26 protein-coding genes, 1 tRNA gene and 1 pseudogene are annotated in these 23744 nt (G+C 61.9%); 19 read left to right on the top strand and 9 right to left on the bottom strand.

Translation table 11 applies throughout. From position 1 onward, the window contains the following. The 5 genes and pseudogenes from EOA78_RS16600 to EOA78_RS16580 form a co-directional block, all read left to right on the top strand. Window positions 1–243: pseudogene (locus EOA78_RS16600) on the top strand (P-type conjugative transfer protein TrbL); the annotation flags it as partial. After that, window positions 240–929, top strand: a complete 690-nt coding sequence (trbF, locus tag EOA78_RS16595) for a conjugal transfer protein TrbF (RefSeq protein WP_127316054.1) — start codon at window positions 240–242, stop codon at window positions 927–929. The pseudogene EOA78_RS16600 and the gene trbF, both read left to right, overlap by 4 nt. Then, the gene (gene trbG / locus EOA78_RS16590) at window positions 926–1933 is read left to right on the top strand and encodes a P-type conjugative transfer protein TrbG (protein WP_127316053.1); all 1008 of its coding nucleotides are present in this window, start codon (window positions 926–928) and stop codon (window positions 1931–1933) included. The genes trbF and trbG overlap by 4 nt, the downstream gene beginning before the upstream one ends. After that, window positions 1930–3087, top strand: a complete 1158-nt coding sequence (locus tag EOA78_RS16585; RefSeq protein ID WP_127316052.1) for a TrbI/VirB10 family protein — start codon at window positions 1930–1932, stop codon at window positions 3085–3087. The genes trbG and EOA78_RS16585 overlap by 4 nt, the downstream gene beginning before the upstream one ends. 2 nt (window positions 3088–3089) lie before the next feature. Next, window positions 3090–3317, top strand: a complete 228-nt coding sequence (locus EOA78_RS16580; protein WP_127316051.1) for a DUF2274 domain-containing protein — start codon at window positions 3090–3092, stop codon at window positions 3315–3317. A gap of 15 nt (window positions 3318–3332) precedes the next feature. Here EOA78_RS16580 and EOA78_RS16575 read toward each other — a convergent pair whose 3' ends face one another. Further along, entirely contained in the window at window positions 3333–4235 is a 903-nt protein-coding gene (locus EOA78_RS16575; protein ID WP_164783789.1) for a LysR family transcriptional regulator, read from the bottom strand. A 441-nt stretch (window positions 4236–4676) separates the two neighbouring features. Here EOA78_RS16575 and EOA78_RS16570 point away from each other — a divergent pair, with 441 nt between their 5' ends. Both EOA78_RS16570 and EOA78_RS16565 read left to right on the top strand, forming a co-directional pair. After that, a complete protein-coding gene (locus tag EOA78_RS16570) occupies window positions 4677–6275 on the top strand; it encodes a hypothetical protein (RefSeq protein ID WP_127316049.1) in 1599 nt (532 codons plus the stop codon). Continuing rightward, window positions 6265–7263, top strand: a complete 999-nt coding sequence (locus EOA78_RS16565) for a dienelactone hydrolase-related enzyme (RefSeq protein WP_127316048.1) — start codon at window positions 6265–6267, stop codon at window positions 7261–7263. The genes EOA78_RS16570 and EOA78_RS16565 overlap by 11 nt, the downstream gene beginning before the upstream one ends. A gap of 319 nt (window positions 7264–7582) precedes the next feature. Here the strand turns inward: EOA78_RS16565 and EOA78_RS16560 are convergent, their stop codons facing one another. Continuing rightward, window positions 7583–8470, bottom strand: a complete 888-nt coding sequence (locus EOA78_RS16560; protein WP_127316047.1) for a carbon-nitrogen hydrolase family protein — start codon at window positions 8468–8470, stop codon at window positions 7583–7585. Between the two features lie 517 nt (window positions 8471–8987). Beyond that, window positions 8988–9074: transfer RNA gene (locus tag EOA78_RS16555), tRNA-Leu, on the bottom strand. A 474-nt stretch (window positions 9075–9548) separates the two neighbouring features. Between EOA78_RS16555 and EOA78_RS16550 the strand changes: the two genes are divergently transcribed. Together EOA78_RS16550 and EOA78_RS16545 are read left to right on the top strand one after the other, a co-directional pair. Beyond that, on the top strand, window positions 9549–10136 hold the full coding sequence (locus tag EOA78_RS16550) for a YqaA family protein (RefSeq protein ID WP_065008472.1): 588 nt from the start codon (window positions 9549–9551) through the stop codon (window positions 10134–10136). A gap of 93 nt (window positions 10137–10229) precedes the next feature. Continuing rightward, window positions 10230–10748, top strand: a complete 519-nt coding sequence (locus EOA78_RS16545; protein ID WP_127316046.1) for a disulfide bond formation protein B — start codon at window positions 10230–10232, stop codon at window positions 10746–10748. Between the two features lie 206 nt (window positions 10749–10954). Here EOA78_RS16545 and EOA78_RS16540 read toward each other — a convergent pair whose 3' ends face one another. Further along, window positions 10955–11512, bottom strand: coding sequence for an HNH endonuclease (locus EOA78_RS16540; RefSeq protein ID WP_029348574.1), 558 nt, complete (start codon window positions 11510–11512; stop codon window positions 10955–10957). 217 nt (window positions 11513–11729) lie between these two features. Further along, a complete protein-coding gene (locus tag EOA78_RS16535; protein WP_127316045.1) occupies window positions 11730–12371 on the bottom strand; it encodes a DNA-3-methyladenine glycosylase in 642 nt (213 codons plus the stop codon). Window positions 12372–12462: 91 nt separating this feature from the next. Here EOA78_RS16535 and gluQRS point away from each other — a divergent pair, with 91 nt between their 5' ends. Both gluQRS and EOA78_RS16525 read left to right on the top strand, forming a co-directional pair. After that, window positions 12463–13338: a tRNA glutamyl-Q(34) synthetase GluQRS gene (gene gluQRS, locus EOA78_RS16530; RefSeq protein WP_127316044.1), complete on the top strand. Its 876-nt coding sequence runs from the start codon at window positions 12463–12465 to the stop codon at window positions 13336–13338. A 142-nt stretch (window positions 13339–13480) separates the two neighbouring features. After that, window positions 13481–14383 carry a DMT family transporter gene (locus tag EOA78_RS16525; RefSeq protein ID WP_127316043.1) on the top strand — a complete coding sequence of 301 codons (903 nt, stop codon included), beginning with the start codon at window positions 13481–13483 and terminating at the stop codon, window positions 14381–14383. Here the strand turns inward: EOA78_RS16525 and EOA78_RS16520 are convergent. Beyond that, complete coding sequence (locus tag EOA78_RS16520; protein WP_127316042.1) at window positions 14353–15204, bottom strand: YihY/virulence factor BrkB family protein; 852 nt, start codon at window positions 15202–15204, stop codon at window positions 14353–14355. The two genes, EOA78_RS16525 and EOA78_RS16520, sit on opposite strands and share 31 nt — an antisense overlap. Before the next feature lie 57 nt (window positions 15205–15261). On the opposite strand from EOA78_RS16520, the gene EOA78_RS16515 reads away from it, so the two are divergent. The 7 genes from EOA78_RS16515 to EOA78_RS16485 all read left to right on the top strand — a co-directional run bounded on the left by EOA78_RS16515 (window position 15262) and on the right by EOA78_RS16485 (window position 20691). Continuing rightward, a complete protein-coding gene (locus EOA78_RS16515; RefSeq protein WP_127316041.1) occupies window positions 15262–16128 on the top strand; it encodes an SDR family oxidoreductase in 867 nt (288 codons plus the stop codon). Between the two features lie 23 nt (window positions 16129–16151). Next, window positions 16152–16343, top strand: a complete 192-nt coding sequence (locus EOA78_RS16510; protein ID WP_127316040.1) for a twin transmembrane helix small protein — start codon at window positions 16152–16154, stop codon at window positions 16341–16343. Window positions 16344–16371: 28 nt separating this feature from the next. Beyond that, window positions 16372–16953, top strand: a complete 582-nt coding sequence (locus EOA78_RS16505) for a cob(I)yrinic acid a,c-diamide adenosyltransferase (RefSeq protein WP_127316039.1) — start codon at window positions 16372–16374, stop codon at window positions 16951–16953. 25 nt (window positions 16954–16978) lie between these two features. After that, a complete protein-coding gene (locus EOA78_RS16500) occupies window positions 16979–17779 on the top strand; it encodes a rhomboid family intramembrane serine protease (RefSeq protein ID WP_127316038.1) in 801 nt (266 codons plus the stop codon). Window positions 17780–17991: 212 nt separating this feature from the next. Beyond that, window positions 17992–18741, top strand: coding sequence for an electron transfer flavoprotein subunit beta/FixA family protein (locus tag EOA78_RS16495; RefSeq protein WP_127316037.1), 750 nt, complete (start codon window positions 17992–17994; stop codon window positions 18739–18741). A 24-nt stretch (window positions 18742–18765) separates the two neighbouring features. Beyond that, window positions 18766–19695 carry an electron transfer flavoprotein subunit alpha/FixB family protein gene (locus tag EOA78_RS16490; protein WP_127316036.1) on the top strand — a complete coding sequence of 310 codons (930 nt, stop codon included), beginning with the start codon at window positions 18766–18768 and terminating at the stop codon, window positions 19693–19695. A 117-nt stretch (window positions 19696–19812) separates the two neighbouring features. After that, window positions 19813–20691, top strand: coding sequence for a 3-hydroxybutyryl-CoA dehydrogenase (locus tag EOA78_RS16485; protein ID WP_029348585.1), 879 nt, complete (start codon window positions 19813–19815; stop codon window positions 20689–20691). 23 nt (window positions 20692–20714) lie between these two features. On the opposite strand, the gene EOA78_RS16480 is transcribed toward EOA78_RS16485, so the two are convergent. From EOA78_RS16480 to EOA78_RS16470, 3 genes are all read right to left on the bottom strand, one after another. After that, complete coding sequence (locus EOA78_RS16480; protein ID WP_127316058.1) at window positions 20715–20996, bottom strand: GntR family transcriptional regulator; 282 nt, start codon at window positions 20994–20996, stop codon at window positions 20715–20717. A 250-nt stretch (window positions 20997–21246) separates the two neighbouring features. Beyond that, window positions 21247–21885 carry an NrsF family protein gene (locus EOA78_RS16475; protein ID WP_127316035.1) on the bottom strand — a complete coding sequence of 213 codons (639 nt, stop codon included), beginning with the start codon at window positions 21883–21885 and terminating at the stop codon, window positions 21247–21249. A gap of 1 nt (window position 21886) precedes the next feature. Continuing rightward, window positions 21887–22456 (bottom strand): sigma-70 family RNA polymerase sigma factor, encoded by a 570-nt coding sequence (locus EOA78_RS16470; protein ID WP_127316034.1) that lies wholly within the window; start codon window positions 22454–22456, stop codon window positions 21887–21889. A 207-nt stretch (window positions 22457–22663) separates the two neighbouring features. Here EOA78_RS16470 and EOA78_RS16465 point away from each other — a divergent pair, with 207 nt between their 5' ends. Then, complete coding sequence (locus EOA78_RS16465) at window positions 22664–23671, top strand: iron ABC transporter substrate-binding protein (protein ID WP_127316033.1); 1008 nt, start codon at window positions 22664–22666, stop codon at window positions 23669–23671. Window positions 23672–23744: the final 73 nt, after the last annotated feature.

Raw genomic sequence — 23744 nt, 5'->3', positions numbered from 1 at the left:
GGGACACGCGCAGGTTTTGTGGCCACGGGCGGTTCGTCCTCGATGGGCACGCTCGCCGGCGATTCCGGCGCCGCTTCCGTTCCTCCCGCATCCAATGCCGATCGCCCGCCCGCATGGGCGCAGCGCATGCGCCGCGGCGGGCACATGGGCCATGGCGTCAGCGCGGCTGCTCACGCGGTCCGCTCCGGCGACAGCCACGCGTCCGGCGCATCCGTCAATCTCTCCGAAGGTGACCGCACATGAACCTCTTCAAGCGACCTGCCGCGCATTACGGCACGACCCCTCAACCTGAAACACCGTACCAGAAAGCCGCACAGGTCTGGGACGAGCGCATCGGTTCGGCCCGCGTCCAGGCTCGCAACTGGCGCACCATGGCCTTCGGATCGTTGATCCTGTCGGCCGGTTTCGCGGTGGCCCTTGTCTGGCAGTCGGTGCAAGGAACGGTCGTGCCCTGGGTGGTCCAGGTGGACAAGCTCGGCCAGGCGCAGGCGGTTGCCCCAGCCGCCGCCAATTACCAGCCGAGCGATCCGCAGGTCGCTTGGCATCTGGCGCGCTTCGTCGAGCAAGTCAGGAGCATTCCCGCCGATCCCGTCATTGTCCGCCAGAACTGGCTGCGTGCCTATGAGTGGACGACGGATCGCGGCGCTGCGGCGCTCAATGACCACGCCCGCGCGAACGACCCTTTCACCAAGGTCGGCAAGCAACAAATCGCAGTCGAGGTATCGTCCGTCATTCGTGCCTCGGCGGACAGCTTCCGTGTCGCCTGGACGGAACGCCACTACGAGAACGGCCAGCTTTCCACGACCGAGCGCTGGACCGCGATCCTGACCATCGTCATCCAGCCGCCGCGCGACGCCGACCGGCTCAAGGCCAATCCGCTCGGCATTTATGTCAACGCCATCAATTGGTCGCGGGAGATGAGCCAATGAACCGGTCGATCATCCGTACTTCCGGAACACCTCTATTCCGTATCGCCGTCATTCCGGGTTTCCGCAAATCCGCCGTTCCGGTTCTGCTGGTTTCCGGGATTGCGCTTGCCGGCTGCGCCACGCCGCAGAAGCCGCCGCAGATCACTTACGATTCCGACGTGCCGCCGCTGCCGTCCGTGCCCGCATCCGTCACCGACGACCGGCCGAAGCCACTGCACCTTCCGCCGGCCTGGACACCGGCGAAAGGCGGCACGGCAGCAGGCACGCCAGTCGGGCGCGTAGAGAGCGCCAACGCTGCCGCTCGTGTGCAGCCGCGCCGCGAAGGCTACTACAACGCCATCCAGATCTATCCCTGGTCGGAAGGTGCGCTCTATCAGGTCTATGCCGCGCCAGGACAGATCACCGACATCGCGCTGGAGCCGGGCGAAAGCCTGACCGGCGCCGGTCCGATCGCCGCCGGCGACACGGCACGCTGGATCATCGGCGATACCGAATCCGGTTCCGAGGTGACGCGTCGCGTCCATGTCCTGGTAAAACCCTCGCGCCCGGACATCACCACCAACCTGGTCATCACCACGGACCGCCGAACGTACATGCTCGAGCTACGCTCCGGGCCGAAACCCTATATGCCCGCCGTCGCATGGGCCTATCCGCGCTCAGCCACCGCGAACGAGCAAAGCATCCCGGCCACGCCGGTCATCCCGATCGTCGCCGCGCGCAACTATCGCTATGGCCTGACTGGCGACAATCCGCCCTGGAAGCCAGTTTCCGTCTATGACGACGGCAGGCGCGTCTATGTCGAGTTCCCGCGCGGAATCGTCCAGGGCGAGATGCCGCCGATCTTCGTGATCGGACCGAAGGGTGAGGCGCAGATCGCCAACACCCGTATCTACCGCAACATTCTGATTGTCGACCGCTTCTTTGGAGCGGCCGAGTTGCGCCTTGGCAGCGGCAAGCAGCAGCAAACCGTCAGAATCGTGCGTAGGGATGGGAGGCCTTCATGAGCGACAACACCGATACGAACGCCGCCGCTCCTATGCGCCTTCGCGCCGAGCCGCCGCGTGTCACGCGTCTGTCCCGCAAGGTGCTGGCGGGCATCGCTGTGGTTGGAGGCCTCGGTATCGGCGGCGCATTGATTTATGCGCTCCAGACGCGGACATCCGGCGATGACAGCAAGGAGCTCTATTCCACCAACAATCGCCAGCCCGCTGACGGACTTGCCGGCCTGCCGCGCGACTACACCGGCCCGATCCTCGGTCCGCCGCTGCCCGGCGATCTCGGCCGGCCGATCCTGGACGCGCAGAACAAGGGGCAACCTGTCGTGCCCCCGACCATCACGACGCCCACGGTCGACGAGGCCGAGCAACGGCGGCGAGCCGAGGAAGAAGCCGCACGAACAAGCAAGGTGTTCTTCCAGACCGCGCCGGGCGTATCGACAGCCGGTGCACTGCCGGAAGGTTCAACCCTGCCGAATCTCGCCGGTCTCGACCTGACGGGTCAGCCCGGCCAGCAGACAGCACAGGACAAGCAACTCGCCTTCCTCAACGCGGCCGTCGATCGCCGCACCACGTCGTCGGATCGCGTCGTGGCGCCTGCATCGCCGTTTATCCTTCAGGCAGGCGCTGTCATTCCGGCCGCGCTCATCACCGGCATCCGCTCCGATCTACCGGGCCAGATCACCGCCCAGGTCACCGAGAATATCTACGACAGCCCGACCGGCCGCATCCTGCTCGTGCCGCAAGGCACGCGCGTCATCGGGCAGTATGACAACAATGTGCAGTTCGGTCAGCGCCGCGTGCTGCTCGTCTGGAACCGGCTCATCCTGCCAAACGGTCGCTCGATCGTGCTGGAGCGCCAGCCCGGCGCGGATACACAAGGGTATGCCGGGCTCGAGGATGGCGTCGACTACCATTGGTGGGATCTGGCAAAGGCGGCCGGTCTCTCCACTCTTCTGGCCATTGGGTCCGAGCTGGCCGTCAGCGACGAGGAACGGCTGGTTCGCGCTATCCGTGATGGAGCGCAGGACACCATCAATGACGCCAGCCAGCAGATCATCCAACGCCAGTTGCAGGTCACGCCGACCCTGAACATCCGGCCGGGATTCCCGGTCAGGATCATCGTCACGCGAGACTTGATATTCGAGCCGTACAGGGGATGACCATGGCCAAGCTGAAACTCGGCGCAATCGCTGACGAGAAGCCGGTGAAAGTTTCGCTGGAATTGCCCGCCTCACTCCATCGCGACCTTGTCGCCTATGCCGAAGTGCTTTCGCGAGAGTCCGGGCAGCAGGTTAGCGACCCGGTGCGCTTGATCGTTCCGATGCTGCAACGATTCATCGCGACCGATAGAGGTTTCGCACGTTCGCGCAAGGCATCTCCTGGAGCCTAACCTTCCGGCTTGCAGCTAGGTGGCCATGCGAGCACAGCCAGATTCGCGCACGATGTCGAGGAGTCGCTTGAGCGCGGGATTGGGGTTGGTGTCCATCCAGACCGCATGTAGCGACAGGGCATTTCGAGCCGCCAGCGGAACGAGGGCGACTCCATCGGTGGCAGCGCGTTGGGAAGAGCCGACGACGATAGTCACACCAAACCCCATAGCCACCATTTTGATGAGATTGCATTGACCCACGTGATGCAACTGTATGTTCGGGCTAACAGCCCATTTCGCCGCTCGGCGGATGAGGTAATCTTCAATTTCGGGTCCCGAGCCGCCGTCGCTGAGGATAAAGCGCTCACGGTGAAGTTCTTCCAGGTTCAATCTGCGCGCACCGGCAAGAGAATGAGATTTCGGCAACACCGCGAGCATGCGTTCATTCCCCATCGGCAGCGAGCGGAGCTCTCCGTGGCCCGCGACCTTCGTCACAAATGCCACATCCACAGTGCGCCGCTGAACTGACGCGCAACTCGCTCTCGATGTGGCCTCGACAATCTCGACCGAGATACCTCCGTACCTTTCTCGAAACCTCTTAAATGCGTGACCCAACCGGATGAATGGCACGCTGACGGCGATCGCGAGTTCGCCATACTCGCCCCGCTGCAAAGCCCCAACGCGCCGGGTTGCACGTCTGAAGTGATCGAATCCCAGTGTGACTTCTTCCAGGAATCGATTGCCGGCCGGCGTCGGTCGTATTCCCGCATGCCCCCGCTCAAAGAGCTTTGCTCCGACACGATCCTCCAGGCTGCGGACGCTCCTACTTATTGTCGACTGCTGAACATTCAGCGCGGCCGCTGCACGGCGAAAGCTGCCATGCTCCACCGACGCAAAGGCGTATTGGAACAACCGGAAATCCGGGACAGTTGCAGGCATCCCCGACCTCCGAGCTAGATAGGCGTCGCCAGCAAGGTCAGTCTCCAAGCGACGGGCTTCCGGTTCCTTCACCACCGAATTCGCCGCCGTTTGAGCCGTCGTGTGCTCGTTAATCGGCTCCGCCAGGGTCGGTCGCCCGCTCTCTGTCCTCGTTTCAACCATTGCCGCCTCAGCTCCTTCCAAGCTGCCTTTTCCCTTTTCCCCGAAGCAGTTCTCCTGCCCCCGAAAGGAGCAGGAGCACTCGCTTCTGCTCCTCGAGTTCGCGCGGAGCAGCGGGAGGGAGGGGACAAAGCAGAAAACCGGAAGGGGGATCGCCCGCTCGTAGGGCCAGCCGGAGATCTGCGATGCGTTGCACCGGGTCGATAAAACGTTGATTAAGGACGAGAGCACGATAGGATACGAAGATGAGCGAAACGAATCGAAATCAGCGCCTGTAAGCTATTGTTTAAGAACGGAAAGTTATTTCTCGCTCCGCCGCGAGACGGGAGTGATTTCAAAGAACTGTTCAAACGATTAGCCGCGGCGGGTGCGGGTCGGCGATTGGGCAAAGATGGATTTCCCGCAGGCCCCTGGACACCCGAGCTTCTTGCAGAGGAGATTTCACAGATTGATTCCAACCGGACTGGGGTCGATCTGCGAACGGTGCAGCTTTGGTTTCAGGAGAACGAGAAGGGAATCAGCACTGCCAATATTCGCTGGCTGGCAAGGGTTTTTGGCTGCGATGATCCGGTGGCGACCAGCGAATGGCAGATGGAGCTCAGTGCGGCGCAGTCGCGGTTAACGGCCAGGAGACGAGAATCAAAAAAAGAGGCAGGCACCATTGCGCTGGCGTCTCCTGATGCGGCGCTGACTTCGGCCTTCAATGAAGGGACAAGGTCTCCGGCTGAGCTGGCGCGGGACACTGACGCCAGGGGGCCGGGCGGGCGTTTCAGTCTGGCGAGGCGATCGGAGGCGCTTTTCAGTTGCGGATCTCCCTTGAATTTGCCGGCCTCGGTGTTTGCGGGTATCACCGCTCTCGGGTTTTTGTCGTACATTACGGGCATACACAACGTGACATATACCCGGGCGGATGGCGTCGTTAAGCAGGTCGGGTTTCTTTGGGCGGCGAACTGGATGTTCGTGTTCATGGTGTTCCTGCCGCTGTTTCTTGCCTTCGTGTCTGAGTTGGTGACCTTTTGGAAAGATGAAGGGCGCCCAAAGCTGGCAGGACACGGCGACCGGAAGGATAGCGACGATGCCTGGGCGCGCAATGTCGAAGCGTCATCCTACTCATATTGGGCGGTCTTTTTGATTTGCGTGATGTTCGCCGGTATTTTCCAGTGGATCGGCGTGTGCTTGATCCCGCTGCTGAATGGCGATGGCGCGTATGCGACGGACTGGGGCAAGATTGCGATTGTGCGGCCTGAGATCATATCGGCGCCCGTAGCGATCGTGTTCACAGGGATTGCGTATCTTTATATGTGCCTGTGCTTTTATCTTTTCTTCGCAGGTCTCATTTTGCTCTATATGATCGTCGATGATCTTTGGAGAATGGGAGAGGCATCGAAAGACCTGCCGGATTACAAAAGCGAGCTGAATGACGCTGGCTTCAGGGTGATGCGATGGATTTTCAGGTGTACTGTTCTGGGCATTCTGATCGCCACTGTCATGAAACTTCAAAGCTCCTACCTGGCATCGAATGGAATGAATATCGTGGCCTGGCTGGTCGGCGATCTGTCGTCGTTGTGGTATGAGCACGACGATGCGAGCAATGGATTCAGCTATAGACTGCCGACGCAATTCAGCAGCCTTGTTATCGTTATTTCGACCTGTTTTGTTTTTCTGTATGGCGCAATCCGTTTAGGCATCGGAAGCTGGGTTCAGGTGCCTTTGTGGAAGATGTCGGCGGTCGTAGCGTTGCTCGTTGCCGGCTATTTGCTGATCGGTGCATTTGCCGGTTTCTCGATCCTTCTGGGCGCCGGAGTGCTATTCGCGATATACGGCCTATTTGATCCATGGTTTGGGCGATGGCGAGCGAGTGAGTCGCAGAGTGTTGCATAGCTGGCTTGATCGTTGGGATGAGCAGCGGGCGCGACGCGGCGAGGAAGGGAAGAAGACAACGGATTTTGTCCTTGATGCGGAACGCGCCTTTCCGGGCGCGAAGAAGGCAGCAAGCATCAAGGAGTTTTGCATTCTTGCGGATAGTGCCCTGGCTGATCAAGCCTTCTTCGATCTGCCGAGCGGGACCGGCCATGGATTTGAAAGGGAAGAGGGGTGGCTCAGATTTCCGTCGGGCATTTCCACTGACATCGAAGCGAACAATGTAGTCTGGGCGAAAATCACGGAAAGCGGGTCGCTCGATCGGGCCATGGTGGTTTTTCACCACTGGAATGCAAGCGCGTGGAATCGCCAGCTTGCCATTTTCTTCTCACTGTTTGGCGTCACGGTTGTCGAGCTCGCCATGCCTTATCATTTCGAGCGCAGCCGTCCTGGCTCCGCCCATGCCGATTACATGCTCAGCCCGAATCTCGGCCGGACGATCCAGTCTGTAAGGCAGGGCGTATGGGACGGGCGAAAGCTCATAGCTTGGCTAAAGAGCCAAGGCTACCGGGAGATTTCGGTTCTTGGTATGAGCCTGGGCTCCTGGGTTGCGGGGTTGGTCGCGGCGCATGACCCCGCCGTGACGAAAGCGTCCCTGTTTCTGGCGGCGGGAAGTCTTGCGGATATGGTTTGGACGGGTCGCGCGACACGATCGATACGTGAAAGCCTTGAGACCAAGATTGAGCTTGCCGATCTGAGAAGGGCCTGGGGGCCACTTGACCTGGAGAACCACCTGCATGGTCTGGCGCGGCATGGTCTCGATCTTCAGGTTGTCCTGGCCAGGAGGGACAAGGTGGTGTTGCCAGAGCTGTCGCAGAGATTCATCCGGAGCCTGAGGGACGCCGGGCCCAGGCCAGATATTCTGGAATTGAACTGTGGCCACTATTCGCTCGCCATTCCGCCCTACATTTTGTTCGCCGGTTTTAGCTTGAAGCGGTTTCTGTCGTGAGCTGAGAAGTTGGCCCGGCGAGCATGAGCTTGTGCACGCCAGCAACGTCGGAAATCCATGACTGCCAACAGCAACACTGCCTGCGGGCCTGCGAAGGTGCGAAGCGTCAGAGTGTCAGAATCATCGTTTTCCCACAAGTGAACGACCGAACGACCACGGCCGACAGCGACGAGCAACTGTGACCTGCGCCCGAAGAGATTCGAACTCCTGACCCCCAGATTCGTAGTTAGACTAGAAGGTGACTGGTGCGGGCGGTCGGACCCGAGCCGACTTGTCTGTAAGGACTGCGGATGTGGAGACGCTGTCGTCGCGCCGCAGGTCACTGAAGCGGAATGTCAAAAACCGCTATTTCTTGCTTTTCATCTGCGAAACCGCCGACCTTGCCGTCGGGCGTCGCATAACCGCTGGTGCCGCAATACCATGAAGGAAGAAACCGGCCGAAGGGGCGTTCTCCGACTGAGTTGGCACCGACCACGTAGGCCGACCCCAGATGTGTCGCTGCCTGCACAGCGAAGCCTGTCGCATTGAAGCCGGTTTCGCCGCATTCTTCGGTCGATCCAGCGGTAACGCCCCATGGAATGATGACGAGTTCGGGCTTGAGCGATTTCAGTGCGTCCAATGTCGAGGTGTCGTGTGTATACGCGTCGGCACAGACCAGCATTCCGATACGCCCAAAAGGCGTCTCGGCCACCTCGACATCGCTGAGCGGACCCTGTGTGTAGCTGCAGCCCTGGGATCCATACTTGATAGGACATTCACTGAACGCGTTCTTGATCACATTGTGCTGGCGGTAATGCAGGACTGTCTGTCCCCGTGAATCTATCAGTATGCCTGAATCGAAAACTTCGTAGGTGACTGGGTCGGATGCTATCTGCGGCCCTCTTTCCGCTAACCCCGCGGCGACCCAAATGCCTGCTTCCTTCGCGATGGAAGCGAACGCCGCTTGCGCCCGACCGGGAATGGGATCTGCTCTATAAAACACCTTCGGGTTGAGCCAGCCGAACACCACCTCTTCGGGATAGACGACTATCTCCGCCCCTCGGTCTCTTGCTGCTTTCGCATAACTCAACATCAACGCGAAGTCTCCGGCCTTAGAGGAGTCCAACTGGATCACTGCCACCCGCACCGGTGGGCGAGCCTCGTCAGCCTGCAGGCAGCCGGTCGAGACGCAAAGACCAGCCAGCAAAAGGAATGCCGCTCGCAACATCGCTGTACCCTCAAAGATAGGCGACACGCTCTACTTCAGGTTTCTGCACTAAAGTGTCCAAGCTACGCTGTGACCAGTCAAGCGGGGCGATAGGGATTTAGGCTCGGAAGTCCAAATCAGGATTTGCGATTGAAATCGACCGGCGGCTTGCCCGATCCGCACTTGACGCAAAACGATGGGAAACAGGTCAAGCCAGCATATCCGCGAGTCTTCGCGCGAGCCAAGCGCAAGCGTCCATCCGAGAATGCCGTGCCCCGCACTAACATAGACGTCACGGATTTTTCGCGCCCGCGCGATGAGGGACGGGAGGATGGCGTCATAGGCCGCTCGCAGCACCAGCGAAGCTCCGTTTCCAGCTGTTCGAAGCAACCAGGCAACACGGCGCTCGCGGTCTCCCGCAACAGGGCAAAGCGCTCCGGGGCGAGGCCGCAGCCGGGCGGTGCGATCTCAACAAGGCCGGGCAACGCGAAACCTTTTCCCGATGTCTGACTGGCGCGGCTGGGCCGTAAAAGAGTGATGGTGCGGGCGGTCGGACTCGAACCGACATATCCGTAAGGACGGTGGATTTTGAATCCACTGCGTCTACCAATTCCGCCACGCCCGCACATTGCCGCCGATGGTAGCCTAGTCTCTCGGCTCCTAGCCGGCTCCTAGCGCCATTTCGGCGTACTTCTCACTCACCACTCCCACACCGCCAGTGCCTTGAAAATACGACGATTTCACTTCGTCGTGATTTTCTGTGGATTGGTAGACAAACCACTTTTTGAGTCGAGCGCGTCTACCAATTCCGCCATAGGGGCTCAGGCCGGGCGGCCTGGATGGGCGCGGACTATACGGTTGGAGGCCTGTTCGTCAACTGGCCAATTCCCGGCATGCGGCCTTCGCTCAACCCCAGCCTTTCGATTTCGTGAAGCTACGGCCATTGTGCAGCGCAGAAAATCTTTCTAGACAGGCAGCGCATGTCTCCCGCATCGGCCCGAAAAGCGGAATCGCTTTTCGGGCCGGTGCGGAGAATCCAAAAGCGTTAGAGCGTCCTTTGCGCGTCCAAAAGGACGCGCGGCGCTCTAAGGGAGTGCCGATGCTTCGCGGACTTTACGACTGGACCTTGTCGCTGGCGGCAAAGAAATCCGCCGAATGGTGGCTGGCCTTCATCGCTTTCGTCGAAAGCTCGGTGTTCCTGGTGCCGGCCGATGTCCTCTACCTGCCGATGGCGCTGTCGCGGCCGGATCGCGCCTATCGCTACGCGCTGGTCGCCACGCTGGCCTCCGTTCTGGGCGGCATCGCCGGCTGGTATATCGGCCACTATGCCTACGACACGGTGGCGCGGCCGATCCTCGAATTCTACGGCAAGTATGACGACTTCGAGTCGCTGCGCGTCTCGACGGGCACCGGCTTCATCATCCTGATGCTGATCACCTCCGGCCTTGCCCATCTGCCGCCGATCAAGGTGGTGACGATCCTGTCCGGCGTCATCGGAACGCCTTTGCTGCTGTTCATCGTGCTGGCCATCGTGGCGCGCGGCGCCCGTTTCCTGTTCCTGGCCTGGCTGCTGCGCCGCTATGGCGAACCGATCCGCGAGTTCATCGAAAAGCGCCTTGGCATGATCGCGGGCGCCGCCGCCGCTGCCCTGATTTCGCTCTATATCGTCGTCAAATACGCCTTCTAGTATGAGAGTCCGGGCTAGTATGAGAAGTCCGGGCTAGAGCAAGGATGTTCAAAATGACCCATCCTTTGCTCTGACGGGAATGGACGTAGATCGATGACAGCGACCGTCAGTGCCGACAGTGGACGCCAGCGCATGCGGACGGCGGTGTTTCTCGCCGTCGCCATGGCCGCCACCGTCGGCTCGGCGCTGGCCTTCCAGCACCTGGGCGGCTACATCCCGTGCAAGCTCTGCCTGGAGCAACGCACCCCCTACTACATCGGCGTGCCGCTGATGCTGGTTGCGGCGCTGTCGTCGGCGCTGCGCTGGCCTAGTTGGCTGACACGCGGCCTGCTGGCCGTCGGCGGCCTGCTGATGGCCTACGGCGTCTATCTCGGCGTCTATCATTCCGGCGTCGAATGGGCGTGGTGGCCGGGGCCGACCGATTGTGCGGCGGCGGCAGGACCGGTGGACACCGGCGGCAAGGGCGTGCTCGACGCGCTCGACCAATTCGTCCCGCCCTCCTGCGACAAGGCGGCTGTGCGCATCCTCGGCCTGTCGCTGGCCGGCTGGAACGCCATCGCCAGCTTTGTCCTGGCCGTGGTCGCCTTCCGTGGTGCGTTTGCGCGCGGCTGAACCGCACAGCGCAGAGTTCGTCCAGAAATTCGTCAGGCCGGAGCGCATGACGTGGCTTTCTAGAACCGGAGCGGAGCGTACTTCCCGCATGTCCCGGAAAAGTGGTTCCGGTTTTCCGACAAGGACATGCGGCAACGAAAGTACGTGAGCACCGGAAGCGCAGAAAGCTGCGTCAGCCGACCGGGCTGGCGGATTTCTGCCGAACTCTATGGTTCCAGTTCGACATCCCAGTACAGATAATCCATCCAGCTTTCATGCAAATGGTTGGGCGGGAACAGGCGGCCATTGTTGTGCAGATCATGCACCGTCGGCTGATAGGGCTTCTGCAACGGCCACATCTTGGCGTGCGCCGGCATCATGCCACCCTTTCTCAGATTGCACGGCGAGCAGGCGGCGACGACATTCTCCCACGTCGTCGCGCCGCCGCGATGGCGGGGTACGACATGGTCGAAGGTCAGATCCTCCGGCGTGCCACAATACTGGCACTGGAAACGGTCGCGCAGGAAGACATTGAAGCGGGTGAAGGCCGGATGCCGCGATGGCTTCACATAGGCCTTCAGGCTGACGACGCTCGGCAGCTTCATCGAGAAAGTCGGCGACGACACGGCGTGCTCGTATTCGGCGACGATGTTCACCCGCTCGAGGAACACCGCCTTGATGGCGTCCTGCCACGACCAGAGCGACAGAGGATAATAGCTGAGCGGACGGTAATCCGCGTTCAGCACCAGTGCTGGAAGCCCATCCGGAGATACGGCAACCGTCACGTCATTGACCTCCTTGGTTCAGCGCATGACCCCGAAAATCGGATCGATTTTCGGAAAGGATCATGCGCAGCTTCAAAAGTCCTACTGCGTCCATTGCGCATCCAGTTGGATGCGCAGTCGGCGTGGATACTGTAAGCCCGACATGACAGGGATGTGAAGCGGCTTGTCGATCAAACGCCACGCCAAAAGCGCCTGATTTCAATGCTTTTTTGCGAATTCAGGCCGGAGGCGCGGCGTCCCTGCCCTTCAATTCGCGATAATAGGCCCAGAAAAGCCGCGATGCGACACCTCGCCATGGGCTCCATGATTCGGCGAGCTGGATCAGTGTTTTCTCGGGTGGACGCGGGTCGATGCCGAGCGCGTGGCCGACCGCGCTCTGCAGGGCAACGTCGCGTGCCGGGAAGACGTCGGAGTGGCCGGCGGCGAACAAAAGATAGACTTCCGCCGTCCACGGGCCGATGCCCGACACCTTGGTCATCGCCATGATCGCCTCCGCGGCATCGAGCAAGCAGAGATGATCGAGGTCGAGGCCATCGACCACCGCCTGGGCCACGGCGATCAGGCCGCGCTGCTTCGGCCGAGACAGTCCGGCCTCGCGAAAGATGGTTTCGTCGGCGGCAAGGATCGCTTGCGGCGTCAGCGGATCCACCAGTTTCGTCAGCCGCCCGAAGATGGCGTCGGCGCTGGCACGGGAAACCTGCTGCGAAACGATGATCGAGGCAAGGCTTCTGAACCCCGGCTCGGAAAGGCGAAGCGGCACCTCGCCGGCCATGCCGCGCACCTTTGTGAGGCGCGGGTCGAGCAGGCAAAGCGCATCGAGCCCTCGCGAGATGTCGTCGAGCGTGGCGATGCGTTGCATGTCTGCTTGTTCCCGGCGCAAAATGGCAGATGTAATCAGGCGCAAAGTAGCAACTGGCGAAAGCGCCGCACAACCCGATTGCCGCCGAACGATGAAACTCGTGACATTCCGCTTCGCACCGAGCCCGAATGGCGAACTGCATCTCGGCCATGCCTATTCGGCGCTGCTCAATCAAAAATTGGCGTGGGCAACAGGCGGGCGCCTGTTGCTGCGCATCGAGGACATCGACACGACGCGCTGCACGCCGGAATTCGAGGCCGGCATTGTTCGCGATCTGAAATGGCTCGGGCTTGGCTGGGAAGAACCGGTGCGCCGTCAGTCGGATCATTTCGCGGACTATCAGGCAGTGCTCGACCGGCTGATCGGGGAAGAACTCGTCTACCCGGCCTTCATGAGCCGTGGCGAAATCCGCGCCTTCATTGCCGCCAGCGAAAAGCGCGGGCGCGACTGGCCGCGGGACCCGGATGGCGTGCCGCTCTATCCCGCCGTCGACAGGGCGTTGCCGACCAGGGAACGCATGCGACGGATCGCCGAGAATGCGCCTTTCGCCTGGCGGCTGGACGTCGGCGCTGCGATGGTGCGCGTCGGCACAGACCTGTCATGGCTGGAATTTTCGGATGAGAGGCTTTCCGCAACACGCACGGTACACACCCGGCCGCAGGACTGGGGCGACGTGATCGTGGCGCGCCGTGAAATCCCGACCAGCTATCATCTCGCCGTCGTCGTCGACGACGCGCTGCAGGGCGTCAGCCATGTCGTACGCGGCCAGGACCTCTATTCCGCCACCGGCGTGCAGCGCCTGCTCCAGGAGATCCTCGGCCTGCCGCAACCAAGCTATTTCCACCATCGTCTCGTCCTCGGCCCGGACGGAAGAAAGCTGTCGAAGAGTCTTGGGGATACCGGCCTTGCCGCCTTGCGCGAGGCCGGCGCATCGCCGGCCGACGTCAGGCGGCTGATCGGGTTCTAGATCGGCGCCTACGACCGCAAAGCGCAGCCCTTCAATTCGGATGAGCCTATGGATCAACCGTTTGGTTTTGCTTGCCAGGTTGAACCGCATTACAGCAGTCGCGACACTCAACGCTCACCGATCACGCGGCAGCCTCCCGAAAATGCACAGCATCAAGCGGTTCATCCCCGCCTCCTTTGTCGTCCTGTGGGCGACCGGGTTCATTGGCGCGCGTTACGCCATGCCATGGGCCGAGCCATTCACCTTCCTGGCCGCTCGCTTCGTTCTGGCCGCCGTCCTCTTGGCCGCCTTGATGGCAGCACTCGGTTCCAGGCGGGCGACCCGCGCGGAAGCGCTCCACGCCACCGGCGCCGGCATCCTGATGCATGGCGTCTATCTCGGCGGCGTGTTCTGGGCCATCCACAGGGGCATGCCGGCCGGGCTTTCGGCCCTGATCGTCGGGCTGCAGCCGCTGATCACGGCGGTGATGGCCGGCCGATTTCTCGGCGAGGCCATCCTGCCGCGCCATTGGGCCGGCCTCGGCATCGGCCTGGTCGGTGTGGTCATCGTGCTCTGGCCGAAGCTCGGTGCGCTCGGCGGCGGCGTGACGGCCGAGACGCTGGCCGCCTCGCTTGTCTCGGTGCTCGGCATGAGCGCCGGCACGATCTGGCAGAAGCGCTTCGCCTCCGGCGGCGATCTCGTGACGGCCACCAAATGGCAATATGTCGGCGGGGCGTCGGTGATGGTCCTGGCCTCGCTCGCCTTCGAGACGCAAACGGTCGTCGTCAACGGCGAGTTGATCTTCGCCATGGCATGGCTGGTGCTGGTGCTGTCGATCGGCGCCATCTTCCTGTTGATGGTGATGATCCGCGACGGCGAGATGTCGAAAGTCGCTTCGCTGTTCTATCTGGTCCCGGCGGTCACCGCGGTCATCGCCTGGATATTGTTCGGCGAACAGTTGAACCTGGTCCAGATCGTCGGCATGGCGATCGCGACGCTCGGCGTCGGGCTGGCGACCGCTCAGCCGACCAAGAATCAGCCGACGCGGGCGCGTGCCTCCAGATAGCGGCTGATCGCGGCATTGAGCTCACCGCCGAGGATGAAGATCGCCGAGACGATGTAGAGGAAGACGACCGCGACCATGATCGAGGCAAGGCCGGCATAGGTCGTCACATAGGACGAGAAACGGTCGATATAGGCGGCGAAAATGGTCGACCCGATGAGCCAGGCAATCAGCGTGAAGATGATGCCCGGTATGATCGAGACGAAGCGGCGCTTGCCGGCAGGCAGCCAGTAATGCACCGCGAACAGCCCGCCGACGATGACGGCGGAGGCGATGATGTAACGCCACAGCGTGATCGTGCCCATATAGGGCTTTATCCATTCGAAATTGGCCTCGGCCAGCCGCCCCAGCAAGGGCGCGAAAACCACGAGGACGCTGATCACCAGAAAACCTGCCGTGGCGATCAGAACGAAGGCGATGCTCTGCACCCGGCGATAGATGATGCCGCGCGTTTCGGAAACGCGGTAGGCGCGGTTGAGCGAGGTGCGCAGCGCCTCGATGCCGTTCGAGGCGAAGAAGGCGGCAAGCAGCACGCCATAGGTCAGCAGGTCGGTGCGCTGCACGGTGAGCACATTGAGCACTTCGCGCGCGATCGGCTTGGCGATCTGCTCGGGCCAGGTGTCGAAGACGAGATGCACGGCGGTGTCGGCAAAGGCCTGTGCGCCGAGGAAGCTGGCCAGTGTCGTGGCAAAAATCAGAAAGGGGAAAAGCGCCATCAGCGCCGTGATCGCCAGATGACTGGCCATCGCCCAGCCATCGTCTGCATCGAAATGGCCGAACGCGTCATAGAGCACGCGTTTGAGGGCTACGATCTTCCGCAACAAGAACCGCGTTCCCTTCGATTGTCTCGACGCCGCGAATATGGGAAGGGATTGCGGCAAATGGCAAGCCTAGGTCAAACCACGCTTTCTCCCGGAGAAGAATTGCGCACCATCATCGTCACCGGTGCCTCTTCCGGGATAGGCGCCTATTGCGCCCGGGCGCTGAAGGCGGAAGGCTGGCAGGTGTTCGCGACGGCGCGCAAGCCAGAAGACATCGCTGCCCTCGAGGCCGATGGCCTCGAGGCTTTCTATCTGGACTACCGCGAACCTGGATCCATCGAGACGCTGGTGGCGTCGGTGCTGGAGCGGACCGACGGACGGCTCGATGCGCTGTTCAACAACGGCGCCTACGCCCAGCCCGGCGCCGTCGAGGACCTGCCGGTCGCAGCACTCAGGGAGCAATTCGAGGCGAATGTCTTCGGCTGGCATGACCTCACCCGCCGTGTCGTGCCGGTGATGCGCCGCCATGGCCATGGCCGTCTTGTCCACTGCTCCTCGATCCTCGGCCTGGCGCCGCTGCCCTTTCGCGGCGCCTATTCGGCGTCGAAGCACGCGATCGAAGGGCTGATGCTGTGCATGCATCAGGAACTCCAGGGCAGCGGCATCCATGTCTCGCTGATCGAGCCGGGGCCAGTGATATCGAAGATCGCCAGCAACGGCCTTGTGTGGTTTCTCAGGAATATCGACCGTGAGAATTCCGTCCACCGCCTTGCCTACGAGGCGCAGCTGCAACGGCTGCAAGCCGGCGGCAGCACGTCTCGGCTGAAGCCTGGGCCGGAGGTGGTTCATGCGGCCTTGCGCCATGCGCTTCTGTCGCGGCGCCCGCGTCCGCATTATGTGGTAACGGTGCCGGCCAGGATCGGCGTTATCCTCAAACGCATCCTGCCGGCATCAATGTTCTACCGCCTGCTTGCCAGACGCGCCTGAACGCAATCGACTGGAATCACACCATGGCAACCGTCTTCAACATCCTCGCTATCCTCGTCATGGTCGCCGTGGTGATCGTGCTGGTCCGCGGCCTCATCAACATGATGCGCGGCGGCGACGGCGTGACTTCCAACAAGCTGATGCAGATGCGCGTGCTGCTGCAGTTCGTGGCATTGGTGCTGATCCTGCTGGCGGTGTATTTCACCCGCAAGTGATGGGACGGACGATATCGGGAGGCAAAGCGTGGTCAAGCTCAACAAGATCTACACCCGCACCGGCGACGACGGCACCACCGGCCTTGGCACCGGTGAACGGCGGCTGAAATCCGATCTGCGCATTGGCGCCTATGGCACGATCGACGAAGCCAATGCCTGCATCGGCATGGCCCGCATCCACACCGCGGCAACACATCCGGCGATCGACGCGATGCTCGGCCGCATCCAGAACGACCTTTTCGACCTCGGCGCCGATCTGGCGATGCCGGACGACGGCAAGCCGCTCGGCTACGAACCGCTGCGCATCATTAGCTCGCAGACCGACCGTGTCGAAAAGGACATCGACCTGCTCAACAAGGACCTGCAGCCGCTCAAATCCTTCGTGCTCAACGGCGGCACGGCGGCGGCGGCGGCCCTTCACCTTGCCCGCACGGTGGCGCGGCGGGCCGAGCGCATCATGGTGGCTTTGACGCAGGACCCAAGCGAGCATGTCAACCGCGAGGCGATAAGATACATCAACCGCGTATCGGACTTTCTGTTCGTTGCCGCACGTGCGGTCAATGACAATGGAAACGCCGACGTGCTATGGGTTCCCGGCAAGAACCGCTGAATCTGCCGAGGCGGGAGGGGGTCCGATGTTCATCCCGCTTTATGACACCAACCGGCTGCGACACATCAAGCAGCAATATGTGACGATCGGCCTGATCGCGTTCAACACGCTGATCTACTTCGCCACCGCGCTTGGCGGCGAGCAGTTCACCAACGCTGCTGTGCTGGGCCTCGGCTTCATCCCGTCGGTCGTCCACGACAGTGTCGAGCTGGCTCCGCAGTTTGTCGTGATCCCGGAGAGCCTGAGCTACGTCACCTATTCCTTCCTGCATGCCGATATTTTCCATCTCGGCGGCAACATGCTGTTCCTCTGGGTGTTCGGCGACAATGTCGAGGACGCGCTCGGTCATATACGCTTTCTCGTGTTCTACCTGCTTTGCGCCATAGCCGGCGCCTTCTTCCAGGGCCTGATCGCGTGGGACTCGCAGGTTCCGCTGATCGGCGCCTCGGGCGCTATCGCCGGCGTGGTCGCCGCCTATCTGATCCTATACCCCAGGGTGAAAGTATGGGTGCTGGCCTTCGCCCGCATTCCGCTGCGCATCCCGGCCTTCATCCCGCTCATCCTGTGGATCCTGTTCCAGATCGTGATGTTCGCCGCCGGTGGCGAGGATCAGATTTCCTGGGCCTGCCATGTCGGCGGCATTATCGCCGGGGCCGTGCTGGTGCTCATCTTGCGCAACCGCGCCGTGCCACTGCTTGCCGGTGCGGACGAAGAGGCAGTGGTGGTCGCCGGCCAGGTGCCGGTTGCCGCCGAGCCGGCGCCAGGCGAACCGCCGGTGCAGCCGGCACCACGCTGGGGACGGGGGAGTGCCTCCAGTCCGGACTGAACCGATTTGAGTGCGTCACGGATAATTTGGGCGCGCCTCGGATATTGACGTGCGGGGTCGCCGCAACTACGGAAGCTTTCCCACACCAGGCGGTCGGAGACTAGAATTCCGTCCGGAATGTCGGCTTTCGACAACTCTGAAGAGGCGTGCGCTGCTATAGCGCGCCCAATTACCTTGAAAGAGGTGGCTATCGTGAAAGAGGTGACAGGCAAATGAAGATCCTTGTGCCCGTGAAGCGGGTTGTGGATGCGAATGTGAAGGTTCGTGTGAAAGCTGACGGTTCGGCGGTGGAACTCGCCAACGTCAAGATGGCTATGAACCCGTTCGACGAGATCGCGGTCGAAGAGGCGATCCGGCTGAAAGAGGCCGGCAAGGCGGAAGAAATCATCGTTGTCTCGATCGGGCCGCAGCAGGCGCAGGAGACCTTGCGCACCGCCCTCGCCATGGGCGCCGACCGCGCCGTCCTGGTCAAGACCGACGAGCAGACGGAGCCGCTGGGTGTCGCCAAGGTGCTGAAGGGCGTGGTCGAGGCGGAAAAGCCCGGTCTCGTCATTCTCGGCAAGCAGGCGATCGACGACGATTCGAACCAGACCGGCCAGATGCTGGCCGCACTTCTCGGCTGGGCGCAAGGCACTTTTGCTTCCAAGGTCCTTATCGATGGCGACAAGGCCAAGGTGACGCGCGAGGTCGACGGCGGCCTGCAGACGGTGGAGCTGAAGATGCCGGCGATTGTCACCGCGGATCTTCGCCTCAACCAGCCGCGCTACGCTTCGCTGCCCAACATCATGAAAGCCAAGAAGAAGCCGCTCGACGAGAAGAGCCCGGCCGAATACGGCGCCGACGTCAAGCCGCGGCTGAAGGTGATCAAGACCGAGGAGCCGGGCGGCCGCAAGGCGGGCGTCAAGGTCAAGAGCGTCGCCGAATTGGTTGACAAGCTCAAGAACGAAGCCGGCGTGCTGTAAGCGATCGGGAAAGGAACAAGAACAATGGCTATTCTCCTCATCGCAGAACACGACAATGCGACCCTTTCCGACCAGACCGCCAAGGCGCTTTCGGCGGCACTGCAGATCGGCTCGGACGTGCATGTGCTGGTCGCCGGCAAGGGCGCAAACGGCGCTGCCGGTGCTGCCGCCAAGCTCAAGGGCGTGAGCAAGGTGCTGCTCGCCGAAGCCGACGAACTCACCGAGCGCCTCGCCGAGCCGCTGGCCGCACTCGTCGTCGGCATAGCCGATGCCTATGACACGATCATCGCGCCGGCGACCTCGTCGGGCAAGAATGTCGCGCCGCGCGTGGCAGCCCTGCTCGATGTCGCGCAGGTATCGGAGATCATCGAAGTGGTATCGCCCGACACCTTCAAGCGGCCGATCTATGCCGGCAACGCCATCCAGACGGTGCAGTCGAGCGACGCCAAGAAGGTCATCACCGTGCGCACCGCATCCTTCCAGGCTGCCCCCGAGGGCGGTTCCGCCCCGGTCGAGGCGGTTCAGGCGGCAGCCAATCCCGGCCTGTCGAGCTTCGTCGAGAACAAGCTTTCCGAGACCGATCGTCCTGAGCTGACTTCGGCCAAGATCATCATCTCGGGCGGCCGCGCGCTCGGCTCTTCGGAGAAATTCCAGGAGGTCATCCTGCCGATCGCCGACAAGCTCGGTGCCGCCGTCGGCGCCTCGCGTGCCGCCGTCGACGCCGGCTACGCGCCGAACGACTGGCAGGTCGGCCAGACCGGCAAGGTGGTGGCACCCGATCTTTACATCGCCGTCGGCATCTCCGGGGCCATCCAGCATCTTGCCGGCATGAAGGATTCCAAGGTCATCGTCGCCATCAACAAGGACGAGGAGGCGCCGATCTTCCAGGTCGCCGATTACGGCCTCGTCGGCGACCTTTTCGTCATTCTGCCGGAACTGCAAAAGGCGCTTTGACGCCTTCTGCCAAAGCGTATTAAATTGTGAAGGGCGGGGTAGACGAAGTCGCCCCGCCCTTTTAGTTTGCACCGCACAAAAAGCAGGCCGCAAAGGCCTTTTTACGGGATCGGTGTAATGAACAAGATCGAGACGATCGGCATCATCGGCGCGGGCCAGATGGGCGGCGGCATCGCCCATGTGTCCGCGCTTGCGGGCTACAAGGTGCTGGTCTACGACATCTCACCCGACCGCATCGAAAAGGGCATCGCCACGATCAGCGGCAACATGGCCCGCCAGGTCGGCTCCGGCAAACTTGAGGAAAAGCTGCGCAACGAGGCGATGGCGCGCATTTCGGCAGCGCCCACCATGGCCGACCTTGCGGGTGCCGATCTGGTGATCGAAGCGGCGACCGAGGACGAGACGGTCAAGCGCAAGATCTACGCCCAGCTCTGCCCACAGCTCAATCCGGAAGCCATCCTGGCGACGAACACCTCGTCCATCTCGATCACCCGTCTCGCCGCGCAGACCGACAGGCCGGAGCGTTTCATCGGCATCCATTTCATGAATCCGGTTCCACTGATGAAGCTGGTCGAACTGGTACGCGGCATCGCCACCGAGGACCAGACCTTCGAAGCGGCAAAGGCCTATGTGAACCATCTCGACAAGACGATCACCGTCTCGGAGGATTTTCCGGCCTTCATCGTCAACCGCATCCTGCTGCCGATGATCAACGAGGCGATCTATACGCTCTATGAGGGGGTCGGCTCGGTCGACGCGATCGACACCGCCATGCGGCTCGGCGCCAACCATCCGATGGGACCGCTGCAGCTTGCCGATTTCATCGGCCTCGATACCTGCCTGTCGATCATGCAGGTGCTGCATGACGGCCTGTCCGATTCGAAATACCGCCCCTGCCCGCTGCTGGTGAAATATGTCGAGGCCGGTTGGCTCGGCCGCAAGACCGGACGCGGCTTCTATGATTATCGCGGCGAGCATCCCGTTCCGACGCGTTAGACTCGAAACCCAATTGTGGTTGTTTAAGAGGCGATGATTTTCCTTGGCGTCCGGAGGTTTTCGGATGGCAAGGAATCGCGCGGTTCGGTCGCCTCCCGTTCTGAGAGGAGCGCTACCGCCAAGCTTCGATCGCGACGCCGCACGACCAAGCCACTCCCGAGTAACTGGTCTAAGGCCTGCCGGACGGGCTGGCGGCTGACCCCGAAACGCTCGGCGATCGATTCCTGCTTGAGAACGGAGCCTGGTGCCAATTCACCTGACTCGATCTCGTCCTGCAGCTCGCTAAAAATCGACTTTGGATCCATGGATCCAAAGCAGTATGCTGCCTCGGAGTTGGTCAAGCCTCAATCAGCTAACAAATGTTCCTCCTGGATCGCGGCTTTCTCGCCCTTCCGTCTCGGCTCAAGAAACGAATCGACCGGGCCGTAGACGACCGGGCAGTCCTTACAGCGCCCGCCGGATGTGCATGATCCCCGAGATCACCCGCCGGTCAGAACGAATTCGATTTCGGGCCGATGCACTGCCATGCGTCCATTGTCCGCTTGCGGGCCGTCGCTACCAGCGCACGAAAAGCCGCCCGCCGATCGCACCGAGCGCGGCGAGGATGGCAATCGCGATCGTGTACCAGGTGGCGACGAAAAGCGGCGAGTCGTCGAAGCAGTGTGCGGCATAGAAAGTTGCCGCCAGCCCACCGGCGAGCAGGCCCGCCACCGTTCCGGCAAGCACCGGCCGCGTCGGCGCGCCATAGCGCAGCACCGCTAGGAAGACGGCAAGCGGACCGATGCCGATCAGCGGGATGAATGTGAGGCAGATGACCAGATTGCTGCCGATCAGGCGCGTGCCCCAGTCGGCTGCAGGCACGGAAAGGAGTTCCAGCACCACGGCAACGATCACCAGCAGCGGTGCAGCAATCATCCAGGCCGCCGCCCTGCCCGTCGGTGCACCGGGCGTCGACAGGGCGCGGATCAAGGCGAAGGCGCTGACGGCCAGAGCAGTCGTGAAGACGAACTTGGCGAGGAAACGCATCGTCTGCATGGCGGCCGCGATGTCGGTGCGTGGGCCGATCGCCAGCCAGAAAACCACCGCCGCGATCACCGTAGCCGCACCGGCGGCCATCCACCAGGCCGAGCCAAGCGGCATCGCCCCGCTGCGGGCATCGGCGTCGAGCGCCTTGATGAGATCGTCGGTCCTCATGTCATTCCCGCTTGAACTGTTTGGCCCGCCCGAATTGTTTGGCCCCGAACCGTTTGGCGATGGTTGCGAGCCCACGATGCAGCGACACGCGCACCGCCGTCTCGCTGATGCCGAACTTCGCTGCCGTCTCGCCGATGGAACGGCCTTCGACCGACACCGACGAGACCACAGAACGCTGCGCCGGCGGCAGGCCGTCCAATGCCCGATTGATGTCGCGCTCGCTGACCGTCTCGGCCTCCGGTTCGGCAAAGGTCTCGGCGATCTCGTCGATCTCGATCTCGATGCGCCGCCCGCGCCGCCGGAACGCGTCGATCAGCTTGAAACGCGCTATGGCGTAGACCCAGGGCAGCACGGCCAAGTCCTGGCGCCAGGTATGCCGTTTCACATGAATGGCCAGCAAGGTTTCCTGCACGACATCCTCGGGATCGACACCGCCCTGAACGATCCTGCGCCTGATAAAGCCCCGAACGAGAGCAGCCGTCCGGTGCAGGAAGTCGGCGTAAGCCCTTTCATCTCCCGCGATTGCGGACCGCATCAGCCGGGAAAGCTCGGCCTCGTCGTTGCCGGTCACAAGAGTTCACTCCCCGATATTCGCGCTTGGGCGCTGATTTGTTACGTGGCCGGCGAAATAATGTCCAAGCCAAAATATGGGAAATCGCGAAGGTTTCACCTCCAGCGCCCGTTTGCGCAGCTCATCAATGTTGACTACATGGATCAGGATTTGATAGGTGCAGCCTTGCTAAATCAAAGACCATCGAGATCGAGAGGGATGACATCCATGAAATATGCTCTTTCCGCCCTTGCCGGTGCCACGGCACTTGCAATCAGCCTGATCGCCGGCCCGGCGATGGCCCAGGACGGCGGCATCGTCGTCTACAATGCCCAGCACGAGAGCCTGACCGAGGCCTGGGTTGAAGGTTTCACCAAGGAAACCGGCATCAAGGTCACCGTTCGCCACGGCGGTGACAGCGATCTCTCCAACCAGATCGTCGCCGAAGGCGCCGCCTCGCCGGCCGACGTGTTCCTGACGGAAAACTCACCCGCCATGGCGCTGGTCGAGTCATCAGGCCTGTTCGCGCCGGTCGACGCCGATACGCAAGCGCAGGTCCCGCAGGAGTACCAGCCGGCCAGCGGAAAATGGGTGGGCATCGCCGCGCGCAGCACCGTCTTTGTTTACGACAAGACCAAGCTGACCGCCGAGCAATTGCCCAAGTCGCTGCTTGATCTCGCCGATCCGAGCTGGAAGGGACGCTGGGCCGCTTCGCCCTCCGGCGCCGATTTCCAGGCGATCGTCAGCGCGCTTGTGCAGCTCAAGGGTGAGGCCGCGGCGGCCGACTGGCTGAAAGCGATGAAAGAGAACTTCACCGCCTACAAGGGCAACAGCACGGTGATGAAGGCGGTCAATGCCGGCGAGGTCGAAGGCGGCGTGATCTATCACTATTACTACTACGGCGACCAGGCCAAGACCGGCGAGAACAGCAAGAACATCGGGCTCCACTATTTCAAGAACCAGGATCCGGGCGCATTCGTCTCGGTTTCCGGCGGTGGCGTTCTGGCCTCCAGCAAGCATCCGAAGGAAGCCCAGGAATTCCTGAAATGGGTGACCGGCAAAGGTGGTCAGGACGTGCTGAAGACCGGCAATTCCTTCGAATACGCGGTCGGCAAGGGGGCGGATTCCAATCCGGCGCTGGTGCCGCTGGCCGATCTGCAGGCGCCGAAGGTCGATGCGACGACGCTGAACTCCAAGAAAGTGACCGACCTGATGACGGCAGCCGGCTTGCTTTAGTCGGCGTTCGTCCTAAAAGGGCAACCGACTGCGCTTCTGCGGGAATTCGCTTTCCGCAGGAGCGCTCTGTTTT

Origin of the sequence: Mesorhizobium sp. M5C.F.Cr.IN.023.01.1.1 (assembly GCF_003997585.1) — a bacterium.
In the GTDB taxonomy this organism is placed as follows: domain Bacteria; phylum Pseudomonadota; class Alphaproteobacteria; order Rhizobiales; family Rhizobiaceae; genus Mesorhizobium; species Mesorhizobium wenxiniae.
This window is presented reverse-complemented; position numbering and strand designations above follow the sequence as displayed.